The following is an 18,520-nucleotide window of genomic DNA, read 5'->3' as shown; positions in this document are numbered from 1 at the left end:
GTGGTGTACGTGTTGTGGAGGAGGGGTCATGCATTCGTTTTTTCTGCATCTTTCGATTGCCGACTGGGTGAACGACGCCGTGCAATCGTTCGTTACCCGCTACGGTGACAGCTTTCACCAGTTCAGCATTGCACTCCTGCGCTACGTGCTCGTCCCGCTCGAAGGCGCATTGCGCGCGTTACCGCCGTGGCTAATTCTGCTGGCAGTCGGCGCGGTGACGTGGAATGCAACGCGGCGCCTGAGCGTTGCCGGCTTCTTCATGCTGCTGCTCTATGCGATCGGTTGTTTCGGCCTCTGGGAAAAGCTGATGCAGACCCTCGCGTTGATGCTGGTGGCGACGGTGCTGTCGGTCTCGCTAGGTGTGCCGCTCGGCATTCTCACCTCGCGCAGCGCATGGCTGCGGCGCGTGCTGTTGCCCACGCTCGACGTCATGCAAACGCTGCCCAGCTTCGTCTATCTGATTCCGGTGCTGATGCTGTTCGGCCTCGGCAAGGTGCCGGCGATCCTTGCCACCATCATCTATGCGCTGCCACCGCTGATTCGCCTGACCGATCTCGGCATCCGCCATGTGGACAGCGAGGTGGTGGAGGCGGCGCGCGCCTTCGGCACGACGCGCTGGCAATTGCTGGTGAACGTGCAGATGCCGCTGGCGCGGCCCAGCATCATGGCCGGCATCAACCAGACGACGATGATGGCGCTCTCCATGGTGGTGATCGCCTCGATGATCGGTTCGCGCGGCCTCGGCGAAGATGTGCTCGCCGGCATTCAGACCCTCGACGTGGGCAAGGGGACGCAGGCGGGTGTTGCCATCGTGATCCTCGCAATCGTGATCGACCGCATCAGCCAGGGCTATGGACAGGACCGCCGTGCGCGACGGGTATTAGCGCAGCGCAGAAAGGCCCGGGCGGCTTCGCGCATTCCTTATCGTGTGGGCAGCGCGAATACGGACGAAACATCGGCGGCTGATGGCGGGCTCGAAACCCGCACGGCCAAATGACTGGAAAAAGCGAGGAGAGCGACATGGCAGCGATTGAAGTCAACCACGTGTACAAGCTTTTCGGTCCGCCGGCCAGTCATGCGCGCGTGCTCGACCTGTTGCGAAGCGGCAAGGGCAAAGCCGATGTGCTGGCACAGACCGGATGCAATGTCGGCTTGAACGACGTCAGCCTGAATATCGGCGCGGGCGAAATCTTCGTGATCATGGGGCTGTCCGGTTCCGGGAAGTCGACCCTGGTGCGCCATTTCAACCGGCTGATCGAGCCGACCGCGGGCGAGATCGTGATCGACGGTTCAGACGTCATCAAGCTCGGCGCGCAGGGCCTGCGTGACCTGCGCCGCTATAAGGTCAGCATGGTGTTCCAGAATTTCGGACTGTTGCCGCATCAGACCGTGCTCGACAATACGGCGTATGCATTGCGTGTGCGTGGCGAACGCAAGACCGAAGCCAATGAGAAAGCCCGTGTCTGGCTCGGCAAGGTGGGCCTGAACGGCTACGACGAACACTATCCGGACGAGTTATCCGGTGGCATGCGTCAGCGGGTCGGCTTGGCCCGTGCGCTTGCCGCGGATACGGACGTCCTGCTGATGGACGAAGCATTCTCCGCGCTCGACCCGCTGATTCGCACGGAAATGCAGGACCAGTTGCTGCAACTGCAGGCGACGCTAAAGAAGACCATCGTATTTATCACGCACGATCTCGACGAAGCGCTGCGGATCGGCAATCGCATCGCGATTCTGCGCGACGGCAAACTCGTGCAGGAAGGGACGCCCAACGAGATCCTGACGCGCCCCGCGGATGACTACGTGAGGCGTTTTGTCGAGCGCCGCTCGGATCGCGGCGCAGTCAGCCATTGATACAGTGCTTGTATGCGCGGGGTGCTGCGCCCGATTTTACGGTGCAATCTCCGGAATGTCGGGCAAGCCATCTTTGGGCCCGAGTATGTCATCGACCGCGAGGCTTTGGCAGTCGGGTGCCGAAGCCGCCGTTGCTGCAACGGTCTCGATTCCAGCATAAATTCCTGTGTCAGCGAAGTGAGTTGTTTCCGCCTGCATGGCGACGCTGCAACCTTGCGACTCGAGCAGTGAGGTCGAGTTACTCGCGCGGCATTCCTTGTGCAAGCTGTCGGCCCAGCTTGCAAGGCCGAGGAGCTCACTCCGCTCTTTCGGATTCCGGACCAGTTCGGCGTACCTGGCATAGGCGAGCCCCGCGCGTGTCGGATCCATCTTGATGGCGCTCAAGTATTCGCGGCGCGCGCCGCTGTCATCGTTGAGCAGCTTGAGCGACTCCGCCAGATTGACGTGCGCTTCCTGATAGTCCGGTTTCAGATAAACGGCGATATGGAAATCGTCGCGCGCATTTTGCAGGTCGGACTCCGCTTCGGCGGAATGGCGGTCAGGTGCTTGCCTCGCCAGTGCCAGCCAGGCGCGGCCAATTGCATTGAACGCCGCCTCCCGTGACGAATGCAAGGCAATGGATCGTTCGAACGCGCCGATCGCCTGTTTGTGGCAACCGAGCTCGCTGAGTGCGACGCCCCAGTTATAGAAGCTCCAGGACGACGGGTATTCGGTGGATAGTCGGCTGACCGCGTTGACTTCGCCCTTGTAATCGTGGTTCGCCTCGTTGATCTTCGAGAGTCCGAGGAGGGCCCATTTGTAGTTCGGCTGTTCGTCTCCGGCGTTGACGATGCTCGAAAATATCCGCTCAGGCTCGGAAAAATCGCAGGCTTTCTTGTCATCGTAGCAGCGCGTCTGGGCTTCGGCCGACTGGTACGAGGCGTAGATATAAGGACTGTGCTTCTTCAGCACATCAATGGCGACTTTGGGGAGTTTTTTCTTCAGATCGGCGATTGCGCTTTCGTCCGTGTCGAAATTATAAACGTGGCCGCGTTCCACCAGGACCAGGTGCAGAGTGCAGAGGTCTTTGGCGCAGGTTACGCTGCCTGAGATGGTCGAAACCGGAAGCGGCAGCGCCTCGCGCACGTATTGCAGGATCGTCTTTGCGGAAATGGAGGTGCCGGGCACCGAGAAGTCCGGCATGTCGGAATCGAGCCTGATTTCTTCTTTGGCGGAGGCGGGTATCACGTCTGCTGCGCGCTCTTCGAGGGCGATCAGTTGGCCCGCGACGAGTGACTGGACCACTTCGCTGGAGTAGCCGATTTTGGCGATATCCTCGGGAACAGAGATATTTTCGATGACGGTCTCGCGTGCGGATAGCAGTTTCCATAGCACGGCGCCAGCAAGACATGCGCCGATCAGAAGCAGCAGGTTCAGTGAAACCATGCGCAGGTTGGACGTGAAGGTTGCGAGCTTCGCAAGACGGTCTTCGTGCGGGGTGCCCGTTTCCTTGGGCGTCGGCCCTGGCTTCTGCCTGGGTTTCTGTTCCGGCTCGGGTCCGGATCCCGGGTGCGACTGATGGGTTGGCTTGACCGCTCTCAGATGCGGCGGCCGATCAGCTCCGCGATGATGTCTCGGTGCGTGCATGTTGCCTCCCCTCGGTGAGCCGGCTTCAACAAAACGAAGCTGCGAGGCGAGGATTTAACAATTGAGCGGTCTACGTGACCTGACGCTTTTAATCAGGTTCGACTGTCTCACGCACGATGCCGAAGTGCGTCTTGAGTCCATCCCAGCCGAGCGCCGTGACGGCCACCGATCGCGTGGCGGAAGATTTGCGCACCCAGCCCCATGCAAGAAAGGCATCCATCAGCCGGGCGCCTAACGGCCCCGCGACGTGAAACTGCCGCTCGGTCCAATCGAGACATTGGCGGGCCAGTTCCGTTTGGCCGATCGGCAGCTCGCCGATATCGATGCCGAGCTGCTGCAGCCACGCGTGGCCGGATGTGGTGAGCGCGTAGCGGCGCTCGCTCCCCTCGACGATGAAACCCCGCGTGAGCATGCTTTGCGTCACCGCGATGCTGATCTGACCCGCCAGATGGTCATAGCAGCAGCGCGCGAAACGCAGCGCCCGCGCCGAGCGATTCGGCGTATTGCGCCAGGCCGGGGTGACCGGGCCAACCGACGCTAGGCTTTCAAGCACGTGCGAAACGTGCGCGCCGGCGAGCCGGTAATAGCGATGCCGGCCCTTGCTTTCCACGCTCAGCAAGCCGCCGTCGAGCAGCTTGGCGAGGTGCGAGCTGGCGGTCTGAGCGGTCACGCCCGCCGCGGCTGCAAGCGCACCGGCCGACATGGTGCTGCCGTCGGCAAGCGTGATCAGCATCACCGAGCGAACCGGTTCGGCGATCAGGTGTGCAACGCTCGAAATATTGTGCTGGCCCATGTATGTGCAATGTCCGTCATTGATGCGTGAGCGGCGCCTGCCCGCAGGCGAAAAGTTGTCCGCACGCACACTTCGATACAGCCCGAAGCATTCTCTGTGCGGGCCGCCGTATAGTCAACGGCGAAGCAGAAAATAGGGGCTGAAACTCTTGAACGATGAACGTGAATATCAGAAGCGGGTATTGATCGCGACGAGCCTCAGCTACGTCATTGTCATCCTGGATACGTCGATCGTAAACGTCGCGCTTGAGCCGGTTGCGGCCAGTCTGGGCTCGGATATTGCCGGGCTGCAGTGGGTGGTCAACGCTTACACGCTGACGTTTGCCAGCCTGCTGTTGAGCGGCGGCGCGCTAGGCGACCGGATCGGCGCGAAAACGGTCTATCTCGCCGGACTGCTGGTCTTCGCTTGCGCATCGGCGTTATGTGGATTGGCGCCGGATTTGCAGATTCTGGTGGTTGCGCGGGTATTGCAAGGTGTCGGCGCGGCATTATTGGTGCCGTGTTCGCTGACCCTGATCAATCATGCCTTTCCGGTTGCCCGGCAGCGCGCGAGCGCGATCGGCGTATTGGCCGGATGCGGCGGTATCGCGATGGCGGCGGGGCCTCTCGCCGGTGGTCTGCTAACTCATCTGCTCGGCTGGCGCAGTATTTTTCTGGTGAACGTGCCGATCGCGCTGATCGGCGCGTGGCTGACCACGCGCATCGGTGCGGTGCGGCCGGCCAGCTCGGACAGGTCGATGGATGTCGCCGGGCAACTGCTTGCCGTTGTTGCGCTTGGCGCGTCGGTAGCCGTGCTGATCGAGGGGGCGAAGCTCGGATGGCAGGCGGCCGCGATACGTGCGGGTGCGGTGATTGCGCTTGCCGCCTGGGTTGCATTCGTGCTGGTCGAGGGCAGGCGCAAACAACCGATGCTGCCGTTGGGCTTCTTTCGTAGTCCAGTATTTTCAGCGTCGGCATTCGTTTCGCTGATTTCCGGTCTGATTTTCTATGGCCTGTTTTTCCTGTTGAGCTTGTACTTCCAGTCTGCCCGCGGATGGTCGCCATTGCAGACCGGCCTCGCATTCCTGCCATTGACCGTAATGGTGGCTATCGGCAGCTTCGCATCCGGTGCGTTGAACCGGACGTATGGCGCGCACCGGCTCGTTTGTGCCGGCTTCCTGCTGTATGCACTGGGTTTCGCCGGGCTCGTTGCGCTCGCGGACGATGCGCCGTACTGGCGTATTGCGCTTTGCTTTCCCGCCGTCGGCTTCGCGGCGGGGGTGATTTCGCCGGCGGCGACCGCCGCGTTGATGACCGCGGTGGACAAGGCGCGTGCCGGCGTCGGGGCGGGTGTGCTCAACGCGAGCCGGCAGACAGGGGCCGCTTTTGGCGTCGCGATCTTCGGCGCGCTGATGAGCGCGATCCAGCCAGTCGACGTTGGGATTCGCGTGGCGGTCTATCTGGCGATCGGCCTGTCGCTGCTGGGCGCGCTGGTTTGGAGTGTCGCTTTGGCCGTGGCGACGCGTTATGCGGGCAGCGATGCCTGGTAAGCGGGACGAACCGTAAAAAGAGCGGCGCGCTGGGCAGTATCGGCGCTTCGCCGGCTCGAACATCTCGTGAGCAGCTTGGCTGCTGCGTTGCCGGTTGATCGCGTTAGTCACGTAAAAACGACCTGGCCATATTCGTAGAAGCGGGTGCAATGCCCGCTCATGGCCCCTCATGTGGACCAGGCGATTTATTATCGCTGGTACTAGTCAGGTGCATTTTCGGCCACCGATACTGAACTCATCTGCTATGGCCGCTGTGCCACATCCGCTCGCCGCGGAGCGCCGCTACGCCGGGCCAGTCCTGCATTGGCAGGCGGATTCAGCAGAGACGATTTCATCGCTTACGAAAAGCAGACGGAGACTTCATGCTCAAGTTCCTGATCGGGATCGGCATCCCCTACATCGGCGTGATAGGCCTGCTGCCTTGGGTCGCTTCGGTCGATCGATTTGTCCTGGGCGTGCCGTTCATCTATGCGTGGATTTTCGCGTGGTTTGTCCTGACGTCCATCTGCCTGCAGGTGTGCTGGCGTCTGTTCGATCGTCGCGCGGACGAAGCCGATCCGCAAACCCACTGAAGCAGCAGGAGAGCCAGGATGTCCACCGTTGTCTTTCTCGGTTTGATTCTCTTTTCGCTGTATCTGGCGATACGGTCCAAAAAAGGACATGGCGCGCAAAGCGTGCATGACTTCTTTGTCGCGTCCCGGCAGTTTGGCGCGTATCTGGTGTTCTTTCTCGCTGCGGGCGAAATCTACAGTATCGGTACGATGGTCGGCTTTCCTGGCGGCATCTATGCGAAGGGCCCCACGTATGGAGTCTGGTTCCTGGGATACATCCTGCTGGCGTATCCCGTCGGCTATTTCATCGGGCCGAAAATCTGGGAGGCCGGCAAACGCTATAACGCGATTACGCTGCCCGATCTGTTCAAAGGCTATTTCAGCAACCGTGCGCTTGAGGTGATCGTCGCCGGATCGGCGATTCTGTTCCTGCTGCCCTGGGGCGAGTTGCAGTTCACGGGGCTCGTTGCCGCGTTCAAGGGCCTCGGCTGGAATTTTCAGCCGCTCTATCTGATTCTGATTTCAGCGATGCTGGCATTTACCTACATCGCCATTTCCGGTGTGCGGGCTTCGGCGTACATTGCGATCCTGAAAGACGTGCTGATGGTCGTGGCGATCGTGATCACCGGACTCGCGGTTTCGTGGCAAGCCGGTGTCACGGAAGTTTTTCATGCGGCGAGCCTTCACGTCAGCAACAGCATGAACGCCAGTCAACTGACGTTTTCGATGAGCACCATGCTGTTCCAGTCGTTGGGGTTCTATGTGATGCCGTTCGCCGTGCAGGTCTTCTTCACGGCCACCAGCCCGAACACGATCCGGCGCACGCAGGTCGCCATGCCGCTGTACATGCTGATGTATCCGTTTCTGGTTATCGCTTCGTACTACGCGATCAGTCAGAACCTGCATCTCGCGTCGCCGAATGAAGCGTTCTTTGCGGCAGCGATCCGGCTGCTGCCGGGCTGGTTGCTGGGTCTGGTCGCGGCCGGCGCCGCGCTTTCGGGTCTGCTGGTACTGACGGGTATCTGCCTCGCCATCGGCCCGCTCGTAACGCGCAATCTGTTGCCGAAGATGCCCGAGAGCAGGCAGAAAGCCACCGCGAAAACGGTGATCGTGGTCTATCTGCTGGTCTCTATCGTGATGACTTTGCTGACGCCGAATCTGATGCTCACCCTAATCAATACCGCGTACTACGGCGTGACCCAGTTTTTCCCGGGCGTGATGGCCATTCTGTTTTCGCTTCGAGTCAAACCAGCCGCTGTTGCAACGGGTATTCTGACTGGCCAGATCCTCGCGATCATCCTTTACATCCTTCATGTCGATCTCGGCGGATTCAACCTGGGCCTGCTGTGCCTCGTGATCAATATCGCGGTGACTGCGGTGCTGAACCATGGTTGGAAGCGTAAGCCGGTGCATGCGCTGTCCTGATCATTCGGCCTGTGTCCTAAACCAAAGAACAGCTATCCATGAATCCGATTGAACGAAGTCCCATCACTGTCTTCGTTGCCAGAAAAATTCTGACGATGAATCCGGCCCAGCCGCAGGCCACGCATGTTGCCGTGCGAGACGGCAGAATTCTCTCCGTCGGTAATCTGGAGGACGTGAGCCGCTGGGGCGAGGCTGAGATCGTCGACACGTTCCAGGACAAGGTGCTGATGCCCGGTCTCGTCGAAGGGCATTGCCATCTGATGGAAGGCGCCATGTGGGATGCCGTGTATCTCGGCTACTACGACCGGCGCGGTCCGGACGGCAAACTGTGGCGAGGACTGAGAACGCTGGACGAGGTGATCGAACGGCTCGCCGAAGCGCAACGCGTCATGACGGATGCTGAGGCGCCGCTGCTCGCGTGGGGCTTCGATCCGATTTTCTTCGGCGCGAGCCGTCTGTCGGTTAGAGAACTCGATACCGTTTCCGCGAGCCGGCCCATTGTCGTGCTGCACGCGAGTGTGCACCTGATGAACGTCAACTCCGCGATGCTCGCGCTCGCCGGTATTGACGAAGACACGGACATCGACGGGATCGACAAGGATAACGAAGGCCGGCCGACCGGCGAACTGCAGGAATTCGCCGCCATGTTCCCGGTGTATCAGGTGATAGGCAGCCAGCTTTCCATTGCGGCGAGCGAAAAGACCGAGGCCATCTGGAACTTCGGCAAGGTCGCGCAACTCGCGGGCGTGACCACCGCGACGGATCTGGTCAACGATCTGTCGGCGCTGGGCAATCGCAACCTGCGCGAAGTCACAGCCGACCCGCAGTATCCGGTCAGAATCGTGCCCGCGTTTGCCCCGCAGCGAAGCCCCGATAACGGCGTCGAAAAAGTACTGTCGGCCGTTCACGGCAGCACGGAGAAATTGCGGTTTGGCCCGGTTAAATTTATCGTCGACGGGTCGATTCAGGGCTTTACGGCGCGGCTCAAATGGCCGGGCTATGTTGGCGGCCAGCCGAACGGCTTGTGGCTGATTCCGCCGAGCCAGTTGGAAGAAGTGTTTACGCCGTTTCACCGCGCGGGGCTGCAGCTTCATATTCATACCAACGGCGACGAAGCCACCGAGGTCGTATTGAACGCGATCGAGAAGATGCTCGACGCCTGTCCACGCAGCGACCACCGCCACACGCTGCAGCACTGTCAGATGGCCGACGCGAGCCAGTTGGCCCGCGCGGCGAAACTCGGCATGTGCATCAACTTTTTCTCCAACCATATCTACTACTGGGGCGATGCCCACTACGCACAGACCATGGGCCCCGATCGCGCGAACCGCATGAACGCCGCGGGAACGGCGCGGCGTCTGGGCATTCCCTATGCCTTTCATTCGGATGCGCCGATTACGCAGTTGAGTCCGCTATTCACAGCGTGGTGCGCAGTGCAGCGCAAGACGGCCAGCGGTCGCGTGCTGGGTGAGAGCGAATGTATCCCCGTGGCGGACGCATTACGCGCGGTTACGCTGGGAGCCGCCTATACGCTGAAGATGGAGCATCTGATCGGCAGCATTGAGGTGGGCAAATTCGCGGACTTCGCCGTGCTTGAGGGCGACCCGACCGAGGTCGCGCCCGAGCAGTTGAAGGACGTCGAAGTGTGGGGCACGGTGCTGGGCGGCCGTGTGTTTCAGTCGCCGGCAAAATGAACGACGTGACGCAGTCTGGCGTTCGGCCACCCATTCCGCTGGTGGTGCTCGGCGGCTATCTCGGTGCGGGAAAGACGACTCTGCTTAATCATGTGCTCTCGAATGCGGGGCAGCGCAGGGTGGCGGTGCTGGTCAACGATTTCGGCGATATCAATATCGACGCCGCATTGATTCGCGAACGCACGGACGACGTCATCAATCTGGAGAATGGTTGCGTTTGCTGCTCGATTGGCGGTCGCCTCGTCGATGCGCTCGTGAAAATCAGCGCGCGTCCCGAGCGTCCTGAGTTGTTGATCATCGAAGCCAGCGGTGTTTCCGATCCCGTGAAGATCGCGCAGATCGGTCTGCTCGACCGGGCATTCAGGTTGGTCGGGATCATCGTTGCTGTGGATGCAGAGCGGATCGGTGCGACCTTGCTTGATCCGTATGTCGGCGATATTGTGCGCCGGCAGATTGCGGGTGCGACGGCCCTTGTGCTCACCAAGACCGACCTTGTAACCGAGAAGGAAAAGGTTGCAGCGACGGAAGCGGTGTTGGCGCTCGCGACCACGTCTATCCTGCTCGAATCCGCAAACGGGTCCATCCCGCTGGAGTTGATTTTCGACGCGAGTGTCGCGCCTCGTCATCGCACCGGTGGGCCCGCTCTCGCGCCGAGCGGGCACCTCAATAGCCATCAGGGCATCTGCAGCTTTTCCTTCCGCTCGGACTTTCGCCTCGACAGGAAGAAACTCAAGGACGTGTTTCGCGCGTTGACGGTCCCGCTATTGCGGGCGAAGGGCATCGTATGGCTCGACCAGGATGCTTCTCCCCAGGAGCTTCATGTGGTCGGTGGTCGCATTCTGATCACGCCGTTCGCGGGTCACGCAGCGGGCGAATCGACGATCGTTCTGATCGGTCGCTTTAGCGACGAAGACGAGCGTACCGTGAAGCGCTGCCTCGAAAGCACGCAAGTGCTGAACTAGCGTCAGCCTCGCGCGAGCGTGCCGCGATCATCGCGCCCGGCACGTCAGGCACAGTAAGGCCCCCAAGCCCCCAACGGCCCGATTCCGAAAACCCGGTTCGAGGCCAGTCAACCCGCGTCTCCCCGACACACGCTGCACCAGGCGAAACCAGCGCACTGGCCCTACCGTCGAGTGGTCACCAAACTTACACTTTTCCATAAGAGATCGCCGCTTAGGCAAGCTCACGAGTCGCACCCAATTCACCAAGCAGGAGACATTGCATGGCCACAACAGAAACGTCCGCATCGAAAGTCACCGCGGACACGCTCGCCGCATTTTCTGCCGCGTTCAATCGTCACGATGCGAATGCGCTGATGGACTTCATGACCGAAGACTGTGTGTTCGACGCCGCCGGCGGAAACGAAGTCTACGGCGCGCGCTTCGTCGGTCGCGACGCGGTGCGCGCAGCCTTCGAAACGGTGTTCAAGACCTTCCCGGATGCGCATTGGGGAAAGGGCCGTCACTACGTCATCGGGGAACGCGGTGTGTCCGAATGGGTATTCACGGGGACGCATGCGGAAGGCTGGCGCATCGAAGCAGAAGGGTGCGATCTCTTCGAGTTCCGCGATGGTCTGATCGCAGTCAAGCGCGCGTTCCGCAAGGAACGTCCCAAGCAGAACGTTTGACGCCGACGAGGAGCTTCTCATGGAGCAAAGTGTCATCACACGGGTCGGCGAAGGTTTGTCTGCAGGGCGGGACAGCGCAACACAGTATGACCCGAGATACGACCCGCTGGTCTCGCCGGGACCGGGGCACGGCAAGCAATACGCGCCGACCTATTGGGCCGCGACAGCCGGCACGCCGCCGCCGGACGATGGTCCGATCACGAAAGATATCGACGTGGACGTGGCGATCATCGGCGCAGGGTATACGGGGCTAGCGACGGCGCTGTGTCTCGCGCGCGAGCATGGCATCAAGGCTGTGGTGCTCGAAGCCAACAAAACCAGTTGGGGCTGCAGCAGCCGCAATGGCGGACAAGGGCAGAATGCGTCGGGACGCCTGTCGCGTTCCCAATGGATCGAGCGTTGGGGCAAAGACGTCGCGTTGAAAATGCACGACGAGATCCAGGAAGGCTTCGACAACTTCAAGTCGCTGGTGGCCGAAATAGATTGCGATCCGCAGCCGGGTGGCCACTTTCTGATTGCGCACCGGCCGCGCATGATGGACAAACTCGCCGCCGAAGCCAAAGTCTGGAAAGACGTTTTCGGTTATCCATCCGAGCTTATCGATCAGGCCACGTTGCGCCGCGAATACGTCAACGATTGCGAGGCGGCCGGCGCGCTCCATGAACCCGAAGGTATCGGCATCCATGCGTTGAAGCTCGCGTATGGCTATCTGCGGCTCGCACGCGAAGCAGGCGCACGCGTTCATCCGGCGAGCCCGGTGATCGGCTGGGAAACCATCAACGGCATTCATCATCTGCGCACGCCGGGCGGCGTCGTGCGGGCCCGCTCCGTGGGTATTGCAACCGGCGCGTACACGGCGCCGGACCTTCATCCTTCCCTGACGAGCCGGGTGATGCCGATCCTGTCGAATTCGATGGTGACGCGTCCACTCACGCAGCAGGAAATCGCCGCCTGCAATTTTCGAACGACCCAGGTGCTCACCGATACGCGTACGCTGCGTTTCTACTATCGCTTCCTGCCCGACAACCGGCTGCAGATCGGCAGCCGTAGCGCGATCACCGGTGCGGATGCGCCGAATCCGCGCCACTACGAGTTGCTCATCGAAGGGATGGGCCGCAAGTTTCCGGCGTTGCGCGGCGTACAGATCGACTATTCATGGTGGGGCTGGGTGGATGTGAGCCACGACATGATGCCGCGCGTGTGCCAGCCGGATCCGAAACAGTCGGTGTTTTACGCACTGGGCTATGGTGGCAACGGTGTGTCATATTCCCAGCAGGCGGGGCGACGCCTTGCCGAACGGATTGCAGGTAAAGGGTCGAAGCAGACGTTGCCGATCTTCACGTCTCCGTTGCCCGGCCATCCGTTCGCGCCGTTCCGTCGCATTGGACAACGGATGCTCTACCAGTTGTATTTCCGGCGCGACGAGAAACCTTGAGCGCGGCCTGCGTGCCGCGTTATCCGCGGCACGTTGTTCGCCAGCCGTCGCGCGTCACTTGCGCGGCGTTGCGCAGCCAGACAGGTCTGCGCGTTAAATCATAAGAAAAGACACGATGCAGCGGAACGCGCAAGCGTCCTCGCTCGATCCGAATTGACGGCGCTCAGGTTCCGGGAATACGCGCAGCTTCGCATCCCGCACGACCGGCGCCGCCATCAACAGGATGTGGAGGTGACATGCAGGTATCGAACAAGAGTGAACTGAAGACCGGCCTCAAGGAGCGCCACATGACCATGATCGCGCTGGGCGGCGTGATTGGCGCGGGGCTGTTTGTCGGCAGTGGCGTCGTGGTCCAGCAGGCCGGCCCGGCGGCCGTTCTGTCGTTTCTGATTACTGGCGGCCTGATCGTGCTCGTCATGCGCATGCTCGGAGAAATGGCGTGCGCCATGCCGGCGGTGGGTTCGTTTTATGAATACGCGCGCCTCGCCTTTGCGGGCAAGCGCGGGCCGGGCAAACTGGCCGGCTTTCTGACCGGCTGGATGTACTGGTATTTCTGGGTCATCGTCGTGGCCGTCGAGGCGGTGGCCGGCGCGAAACTGGTTCAATTCTGGCTGCCGGATACGCCGGCATGGGCGATCAGTCTCGTGCTGCTGGTCGTGTTGACCGCGACCAACCTGATCTCGGTGGGCAGCTACGGGGAGTTCGAGTTCTGGTTCGCGTCCATCAAGGTGGCGGCGATCATCGTGTTCCTGTTCCTCGGCGCGCTCTACGTTCTGGGTCTGTGGCCTGCGTCGATGCATACCACCTCGGTGATGCCGACGCTGCTGTCGCACGGCGGGTTGATGCCGAAGGGGATCGGGCCAGTGCTGAGCGGCGCAGTTGCCGCGACCGGTTTTTACTTTGGCGCCGAGATCGTCACGATTGCTGCCGCCGAAGCACATGAGCCGGTTAAGGCCGTCGCTAAAGCCACCAATTCGGTGATCACCCGCGTGCTGATTTTCTATGTCGGCTCGATTCTGCTGGTCGTGGCGCTGGTGCCGTGGGACTCGCCGAAGATGGCGACACCGTATGTAAGCGCGCTCGATGCGATGGGTATTCCGGCCGCCGCGAACGTCATGAATGCGATCGTGCTGACTGCGGTGCTGTCCGCACTCAATTCCGGTCTTTACGCTGCATCGCGGATGATGTTTGCGTTGACTCGCCACGGCGATGCGCCGGCTGCGCTTGCCAAGGTCAATCGCCGCGGCGTTCCCGTTCGCGCGATTCTGATCGGCACCTTGTTCGGCTATGTGTCGGTCGTCATGTCTTACGTATCGCCCGACACGGTGTTCGCGTTTCTTGTCAATTCATACGGCACGGTGGCCATTTTCGTCTACGTGCTGATCGCCGTGTCGCAACTGAAGCTGCGCGCCCGGCTCGAGCGTGAAGCGCCGGAGATGCTGCGCGTGAGGATGTGGTGCTATCCGTATCTGACCTGTTTCGCGATCGTCGGCATGATCGGCATTCTGGTGGCCATGGCGTTCATACCGGACCAGCGCACGCCGCTGTGGTTCGGGGTGGTGAGTCTCGGCGTGCTGCTCGTGGCATATGTGTGGCGGGCCCGAAAAAGCGGTGTAGCGTCAACTGAACCGGAATTCGTGGACTATCGGCCGCGTACTCATTGAGGCTTGTCCTGGAGGGGGATGTTTGATGTGCGGTAGTGGGTCGTTTGCGATCGCCGCCGCGCTCTGCTAATGAGAGGTGGGCGGCGCGGCGTTGCTACTTCGTCGCGGCCACCGTCGCTGACGTCGCAGGCTGAAGCAGCGGTCCGATGCGCACGGCGATCTCCTTGAGCTTCGGCACTGCTTTCAACAGATCCTCCAGACTGGAACGCGCCGTGGGCGAATGAACGGCCAGCGCCGCGAGCACGCGGCCATCTTCGACATTGCGCACCGGCACCGCGACCGCCACCATCCCGCGCACGAACTCCTCGTTGTCGACGCCGATGCCGCGCATGGCGAGGCGGTCGAGTTCCGCTTCCAGCAGATCGATATCGGTCAGGGTGCGATACGTCATCGATTTGAGCGGCAAACGCCGGATGACGAGTCCGCGCTCGGCCGAGCTCATCTGCGAAAGAAACAGCTTGCCGCTGGCGGTGCAATGCAACGGGACGCGCGTGCCCGGTTGCATATGCAGACGCAAGGGTTCACTCGTCTCGACACGCTCGACGTACAGCACGGTATCGCCGTCGAGTACGGTGAGATTGCAGGTCTCGCCGAGCGACTCCACGAGCGTGCGCAGCAACGAGCGGCACGCACGCGTAAACGTGCTGTTAGCGAGCGTGGTCAGGGCGAGCTGCGCGGCGCGTGGCCCGAGTGCAATCGCGCGATCGGCGCCGCGCGAATCCGGCATGTGCGTGACGTAACCGCGTGCTTCGAGCGACTCGATCAGGCGCATCAGGGTCGCCTTCGGAATCTGCAGACGTGAGGACAACTGGGAGAGCGAGGACGGTTGTCCGGCGGACGCAAGTTGCTCCAGCACGCTGAGCGCGCGCAGGACGCGGGTGTCGTCGGCGGGTTCGTGAGCGGGTGAGGGGAGATGCGTGGTGTCTCTCATTGTCCTTCCCGAAGCAGATGACGATAAATGCAGCCCGAACGGATCAGTGACAACCCGGATGAACGCGCGCGGACAGATTGAAAAGTGAAACGAAAAAGTCGGTTTTCGTACCGGATTATTCAATCGTAACCGGATTTGCTTGAAGTCGAAACTGCCATCCAATAAATTGGTACGAAATGATCCGGTTTTAAAAACAAAGCCAGCAGCACGGAGACATCAATGGTACGGAGTTTCGACTACGTGGTCGTCGGCGCGGGATCGGCCGGCTGTGTACTGGCCAACCGCCTCTCCGAGAATGGCCGCTACTCGGTGTGCCTGCTCGAAGCCGGGCCGCCCGACCGTTTTCTGTGGATCCATATCCCGATCGGCTACGGCAAAACGATGTTTCATCCGGTCTACAACTGGGGCTTCTACACCGACCCGGATCCGAACATGCACGACCGCAAGCTGTACTGGCCGCGCGGGCGCACGCTGGGCGGCTCAAGTTCCATCAACGGGCTGATCTACATTCGCGGTCAGAAAGAGGATTACGACCACTGGGCCGCGCTCGGCAATCGCGGCTGGAGCTGGAAGGATTGCCTGCCATACTTCCGGCGGCTCGAACACAACGAACTGGGTGAGTCGCCGACACGTGGCGTGAACGGCCCGTTGTGGGCCTCCACGATCAAGCAGCGCCACGAACTCGTGGACGCGTTCATCGCGGCGTCAAATCGCCTGGGCGTCCCAACGGTCGACGACTTCAATCAGGGTGATCAGGAAGGCGTCGGCTACTATCAGCTGACCACTCGACGTGGCTGGCGGTGTTCGACGGCCGTCGCTTACCTCAAGCCCGCGCGTAGCCGTCCGAATCTGCTGATCGAGACCAACGCGCTGGCGTCGAAGATCCTCTTCGAAGGCACCCGTGCTACGGGTGTTCGCTATGTGCAGCACGGCAAGGTTCACGAAGTGCGTGCGCACCGCGAGGTGGTGCTGACCGCAGGCGCGCTGCAGTCGCCGCAATTGCTGCAGGTGTCGGGCGTTGGGCCGGCAAAATTGCTCAATGAGCTCGGTATTCCGGTGGTCGCCAATCGAGCCGGTGTCGGCGAAAACCTGCAGGACCACCTGCAAGTTCGTCTGACCTATGAAGTGACCCGGCCGATTACAACAAACGACCTGCTGCACTCCTGGACGGGCCGCGCGAAGATGGGGCTGCAATGGGCGTTATTTCGCGAAGGGCCATTGTCTGTCGGCATCAATCAGGGCGGCATGTTCTGCCGCGCGTTGCCGGACGAGGCGAAAACGCCCGACATCCAGTTCCACTTCTCAACGCTCTCAGCCGATACCGCAGGCGGCGACGTCCACGCATTTCCCGGCTGCACCTATTCGATTTGCCAGTTGCGGCCGGAGTCGCGCGGAAGCGTGCGGATCCGCACGAGCGACATGCGCGACGCTCCGTCGATCCAGCCGAATTATCTGGCAACCGATCTCGACCGGCGCACGACGGTCGCGGGTGTGCGTTTCGCGCGCCGCGTCGCCGCCACGGAGCCCATGGCATCGCTGATGAAACGCGAAGTGCGGCCGGGCCGGGAAGTACAAAGCGACGACGAGTTGCTGCACTTTTGCCGTGAATACGGTCAGACGATTTTTCATCCGTCCGGTACCGCGAAGATGGGCGTCGCGAGCGATCCGGGCGCGGTGGTCGACGAACGATTGCGCGTGTATGGCACGCAAGGCTTGCGGGTGGTCGATTGTTCGATCATGCCGACGCTCGTCTCCGGCAATACCAACGTACCGATCGTGATGGTCGCTGAGAAGGCGTCCAGCATGATTCTCGAGGATGCCCGCGCCGGCGATCTTCCGGCTGGGCAAGTGCAATCGCGGAGCATGGAAGCGCAATACTGAAGCAACAGCAGAAACAACGAAGCGAAGTGGCCACAAGAAGTAAAACGATCGCTACCTGACTCGCTGCATCCGAAGTCGATAAAAGCAGCGTGCAGGCGGCGGAATTCGTGCCCCAGGAGGAGACAGACAGGGGCCCAAATGTGCTGCGTTGCCGGGACGGCACGCGGCCATCCATTGGAGGAGGCGCTATGGCAATCGATAAGCGGGTTATCCGCCGCGTTGCATTCGCGAGCGTGATCGGCGCGACGGTCGAATGGTATGACTTTTTTCTGTACGGCGTCGTCGCGGGCATTGTGTTCAACAAGCTTTACTTTCCCGCTCACGATCCGCTCGTCTCGACCATGCTGGCCTACGGCACATTCGCCGTCGGCTTCATCACGCGGCCGCTCGGCGGCGTGATCTTCGGTCACTTCGGCGACAAGGTCGGACGCAAGTCGGCATTGATCTGCACGTTGATCATCATGGGGGTTTCGACGGCAGGGGTTGCCTTCGTACCGACCTTCGATCAGATCGGCATCTGGGCGCCCATTCTTTTGCTCTTCCTGCGCGTGTTGCAGGGCATCGGGCTCGGGGGCGAGTGGGGCGGCGCGGTGCTGATGGCCTATGAATATGCGCCGCCGAACCGGCGTGGTCTGTACGCGAGCTTGCCGCAGATCGGTTTGTCGATCGGCTTGTGCCTCGCGTCGGGCATTGTCGCGGGCATTTCCCGGCTGCTGCCGGAAGCGGCGTTTCTTTCGTGGGGCTGGCGGGTCGCGTTCGGCGCTTCGTTGCTGCTTGTGGTGCTCGGCCTCTACATCCGTCTCAAGGTGATGGAGACGCCCGAGTTTCTCGCGCTCAAGCGCAACCGCCGCGACGTGAAAATCCCGTTCGTCGACATGATTACGCGCTACCGTAGTTCGGTGCTGCTCGGCATGGGCGCGCGCTGGATCGACGGGGTGTTCTTCAACATCTTCGCGGTGTTCATGATCGGCTACCTCACGCAGCGTCTTTCGATGAGCCGCACGGAAGCGCTCACCGGCGTGATGATCGCGGCGATGGTGATGTGCTTCTTCATCCCCTTCTTCGGCAGGATGTCGGACCTGATGGGACGTGCGCGCGTGTATCGCTGGGGTTCGCTGATCTGCGGCGCCTCGGTGCTGCCGGCGTTCTGGCTGATGGAGACACAGTCCGGCAATACGTTGGCCGTGTGGCTCGGCGTGGTGATTCCGTTCGGCATCTTCTACGCGATGGTCTACGGTCCGGAAGCCGCGCTCTTTGCCGAGCTGTTCGATCCGGAGGTGCGCTATACCGGCATCTCGTTCGTGTATCAGTTCTCGGGCATCTTCGCGAGCGGCCTCACGCCGATCATCGCGACGGCGCTGCTGCGTCTCGACGGCGGCAAGCCCTGGTATGTGTGCGGCTACGTGATTCTGTCCGCGCTGCTCTCAGCGTGGGCGGCGCGAGCGATGGAGCGGCGCACGAAACCCTTCGATGAGATGGCGACCGTGCGCTGATGGCGCGGCCTGCCGGGT

The 18,520-nt window shown here is 61.4% G+C and carries 15 protein-coding genes; 12 read left to right on the top strand and 3 right to left on the bottom strand.

Annotated elements, in window-relative coordinates:
• Positions 1-28 precede the first annotated feature (28 nt).
• Positions 29-997 carry a proline/glycine betaine ABC transporter permease gene (locus M0D66_RS29435; RefSeq protein ID WP_211702758.1) on the top strand — a complete coding sequence of 323 codons (969 nt, stop codon included), beginning with the start codon at positions 29-31 and terminating at the stop codon, positions 995-997.
• Between the two features lie 23 nt (positions 998-1,020).
• The gene (locus M0D66_RS29430; RefSeq protein ID WP_266212371.1) at positions 1,021-1,854 is read left to right on the top strand and encodes a glycine betaine/L-proline ABC transporter ATP-binding protein; all 834 of its coding nucleotides are present in this window, start codon (positions 1,021-1,023) and stop codon (positions 1,852-1,854) included.
• 36 nt (positions 1,855-1,890) lie between these two features.
• Here M0D66_RS29430 and M0D66_RS29425 read toward each other — a convergent pair whose 3' ends face one another.
• Both M0D66_RS29425 and M0D66_RS29420 read right to left on the bottom strand, forming a co-directional pair.
• Positions 1,891-3,279 (bottom strand): tetratricopeptide repeat protein, encoded by a 1,389-nt coding sequence (locus M0D66_RS29425; RefSeq protein ID WP_266212370.1) that lies wholly within the window; start codon positions 3,277-3,279, stop codon positions 1,891-1,893.
• A gap of 289 nt (positions 3,280-3,568) precedes the next feature.
• On the bottom strand, positions 3,569-4,273 hold the full coding sequence (locus M0D66_RS29420; protein ID WP_266212369.1) for a helix-turn-helix transcriptional regulator: 705 nt from the start codon (positions 4,271-4,273) through the stop codon (positions 3,569-3,571).
• Between the two features lie 148 nt (positions 4,274-4,421).
• On the opposite strand from M0D66_RS29420, the gene M0D66_RS29415 reads away from it, so the two are divergent.
• The 8 genes from M0D66_RS29415 to M0D66_RS29380 all read left to right on the top strand — a co-directional run bounded on the left by M0D66_RS29415 (position 4,422) and on the right by M0D66_RS29380 (position 14,197).
• Positions 4,422-5,801: an MFS transporter gene (locus M0D66_RS29415; protein WP_256457803.1), complete on the top strand. Its 1,380-nt coding sequence runs from the start codon at positions 4,422-4,424 to the stop codon at positions 5,799-5,801.
• Positions 5,802-6,163: 362 nt separating this feature from the next.
• Positions 6,164-6,373: a DUF3311 domain-containing protein gene (locus M0D66_RS29410; protein WP_097393771.1), complete on the top strand. Its 210-nt coding sequence runs from the start codon at positions 6,164-6,166 to the stop codon at positions 6,371-6,373.
• An 18-nt stretch (positions 6,374-6,391) separates the two neighbouring features.
• A complete protein-coding gene (locus M0D66_RS29405; RefSeq protein WP_256457804.1) occupies positions 6,392-7,777 on the top strand; it encodes a sodium:solute symporter in 1,386 nt (461 codons plus the stop codon).
• A 38-nt stretch (positions 7,778-7,815) separates the two neighbouring features.
• Positions 7,816-9,471, top strand: coding sequence for an amidohydrolase (locus M0D66_RS29400; protein ID WP_266212368.1), 1,656 nt, complete (start codon positions 7,816-7,818; stop codon positions 9,469-9,471).
• Positions 9,468-10,433: a GTP-binding protein gene (locus M0D66_RS29395; protein ID WP_266212367.1), complete on the top strand. Its 966-nt coding sequence runs from the start codon at positions 9,468-9,470 to the stop codon at positions 10,431-10,433. The genes M0D66_RS29400 and M0D66_RS29395 overlap by 4 nt, the downstream gene beginning before the upstream one ends.
• 260 nt (positions 10,434-10,693) lie before the next feature.
• Entirely contained in the window at positions 10,694-11,098 is a 405-nt protein-coding gene (locus M0D66_RS29390; protein ID WP_211706423.1) for a nuclear transport factor 2 family protein, read from the top strand.
• A gap of 19 nt (positions 11,099-11,117) precedes the next feature.
• A complete protein-coding gene (locus M0D66_RS29385) occupies positions 11,118-12,533 on the top strand; it encodes an FAD-binding oxidoreductase (protein ID WP_211706422.1) in 1,416 nt (471 codons plus the stop codon).
• 236 nt (positions 12,534-12,769) lie between these two features.
• Entirely contained in the window at positions 12,770-14,197 is a 1,428-nt protein-coding gene (locus M0D66_RS29380) for an amino acid permease (protein WP_266212366.1), read from the top strand.
• A gap of 94 nt (positions 14,198-14,291) precedes the next feature.
• Here the strand turns inward: M0D66_RS29380 and M0D66_RS29375 are convergent, their stop codons facing one another.
• Positions 14,292-15,128 (bottom strand): IclR family transcriptional regulator, encoded by an 837-nt coding sequence (locus M0D66_RS29375; protein ID WP_200620295.1) that lies wholly within the window; start codon positions 15,126-15,128, stop codon positions 14,292-14,294.
• 219 nt (positions 15,129-15,347) lie between these two features.
• Here M0D66_RS29375 and M0D66_RS29370 point away from each other — a divergent pair, with 219 nt between their 5' ends.
• Positions 15,348-17,009 carry a GMC family oxidoreductase gene (locus M0D66_RS29370; RefSeq protein ID WP_266212365.1) on the top strand — a complete coding sequence of 554 codons (1,662 nt, stop codon included), beginning with the start codon at positions 15,348-15,350 and terminating at the stop codon, positions 17,007-17,009.
• A 188-nt stretch (positions 17,010-17,197) separates the two neighbouring features.
• Complete coding sequence (locus M0D66_RS29365; RefSeq protein WP_211702769.1) at positions 17,198-18,502, top strand: MFS transporter; 1,305 nt, start codon at positions 17,198-17,200, stop codon at positions 18,500-18,502.
• The last annotated feature ends 18 nt before the right edge of the window (positions 18,503-18,520 follow it).

This window comes from Paraburkholderia sp. SECH2, assembly GCF_030464795.1.
In the GTDB taxonomy this organism is placed as follows: Bacteria; Pseudomonadota; Gammaproteobacteria; order Burkholderiales; family Burkholderiaceae; genus Paraburkholderia; species Paraburkholderia aspalathi.
The sequence above is the reverse complement of the archived record's forward strand: the minus strand, read 5'-3'. Positions and strand labels throughout refer to the sequence as shown.

Bases quoted from the DNA above. Each gene is read 5' to 3' on its own strand.
- M0D66_RS29395 (WP_266212367.1), top strand. From the start codon at position 9,468: ATGAACGACGTGACGCAGTCTGGCGTTCGGCCACCCATTCCGCTGGTG.
- M0D66_RS29375 (WP_200620295.1), bottom strand. From the start codon at position 15,128: ATGAGAGACACCACGCATCTCCCCTCACCCGCTCACGAACCCGCCGAC.
- M0D66_RS29435 (WP_211702758.1), top strand. From the start codon at position 29: ATGCATTCGTTTTTTCTGCATCTTTCGATTGCCGACTGGGTGAACGAC.
- M0D66_RS29420 (WP_266212369.1), bottom strand. From the start codon at position 4,273: ATGGGCCAGCACAATATTTCGAGCGTTGCACACCTGATCGCCGAACCG.
- M0D66_RS29430 (WP_266212371.1), top strand. From the start codon at position 1,021: ATGGCAGCGATTGAAGTCAACCACGTGTACAAGCTTTTCGGTCCGCCG.
- M0D66_RS29385 (WP_211706422.1), top strand. From the start codon at position 11,118: ATGGAGCAAAGTGTCATCACACGGGTCGGCGAAGGTTTGTCTGCAGGG.
- M0D66_RS29410 (WP_097393771.1), top strand. From the start codon at position 6,164: ATGCTCAAGTTCCTGATCGGGATCGGCATCCCCTACATCGGCGTGATA.
- M0D66_RS29400 (WP_266212368.1), top strand. From the start codon at position 7,816: ATGAATCCGATTGAACGAAGTCCCATCACTGTCTTCGTTGCCAGAAAA.
- M0D66_RS29425 (WP_266212370.1), bottom strand. From the start codon at position 3,279: ATGGTTTCACTGAACCTGCTGCTTCTGATCGGCGCATGTCTTGCTGGC.
- M0D66_RS29370 (WP_266212365.1), top strand. From the start codon at position 15,348: ATGGTACGGAGTTTCGACTACGTGGTCGTCGGCGCGGGATCGGCCGGC.
- M0D66_RS29380 (WP_266212366.1), top strand. From the start codon at position 12,770: ATGCAGGTATCGAACAAGAGTGAACTGAAGACCGGCCTCAAGGAGCGC.
- M0D66_RS29390 (WP_211706423.1), top strand. From the start codon at position 10,694: ATGGCCACAACAGAAACGTCCGCATCGAAAGTCACCGCGGACACGCTC.
- M0D66_RS29365 (WP_211702769.1), top strand. From the start codon at position 17,198: ATGGCAATCGATAAGCGGGTTATCCGCCGCGTTGCATTCGCGAGCGTG.
- M0D66_RS29405 (WP_256457804.1), top strand. From the start codon at position 6,392: ATGTCCACCGTTGTCTTTCTCGGTTTGATTCTCTTTTCGCTGTATCTG.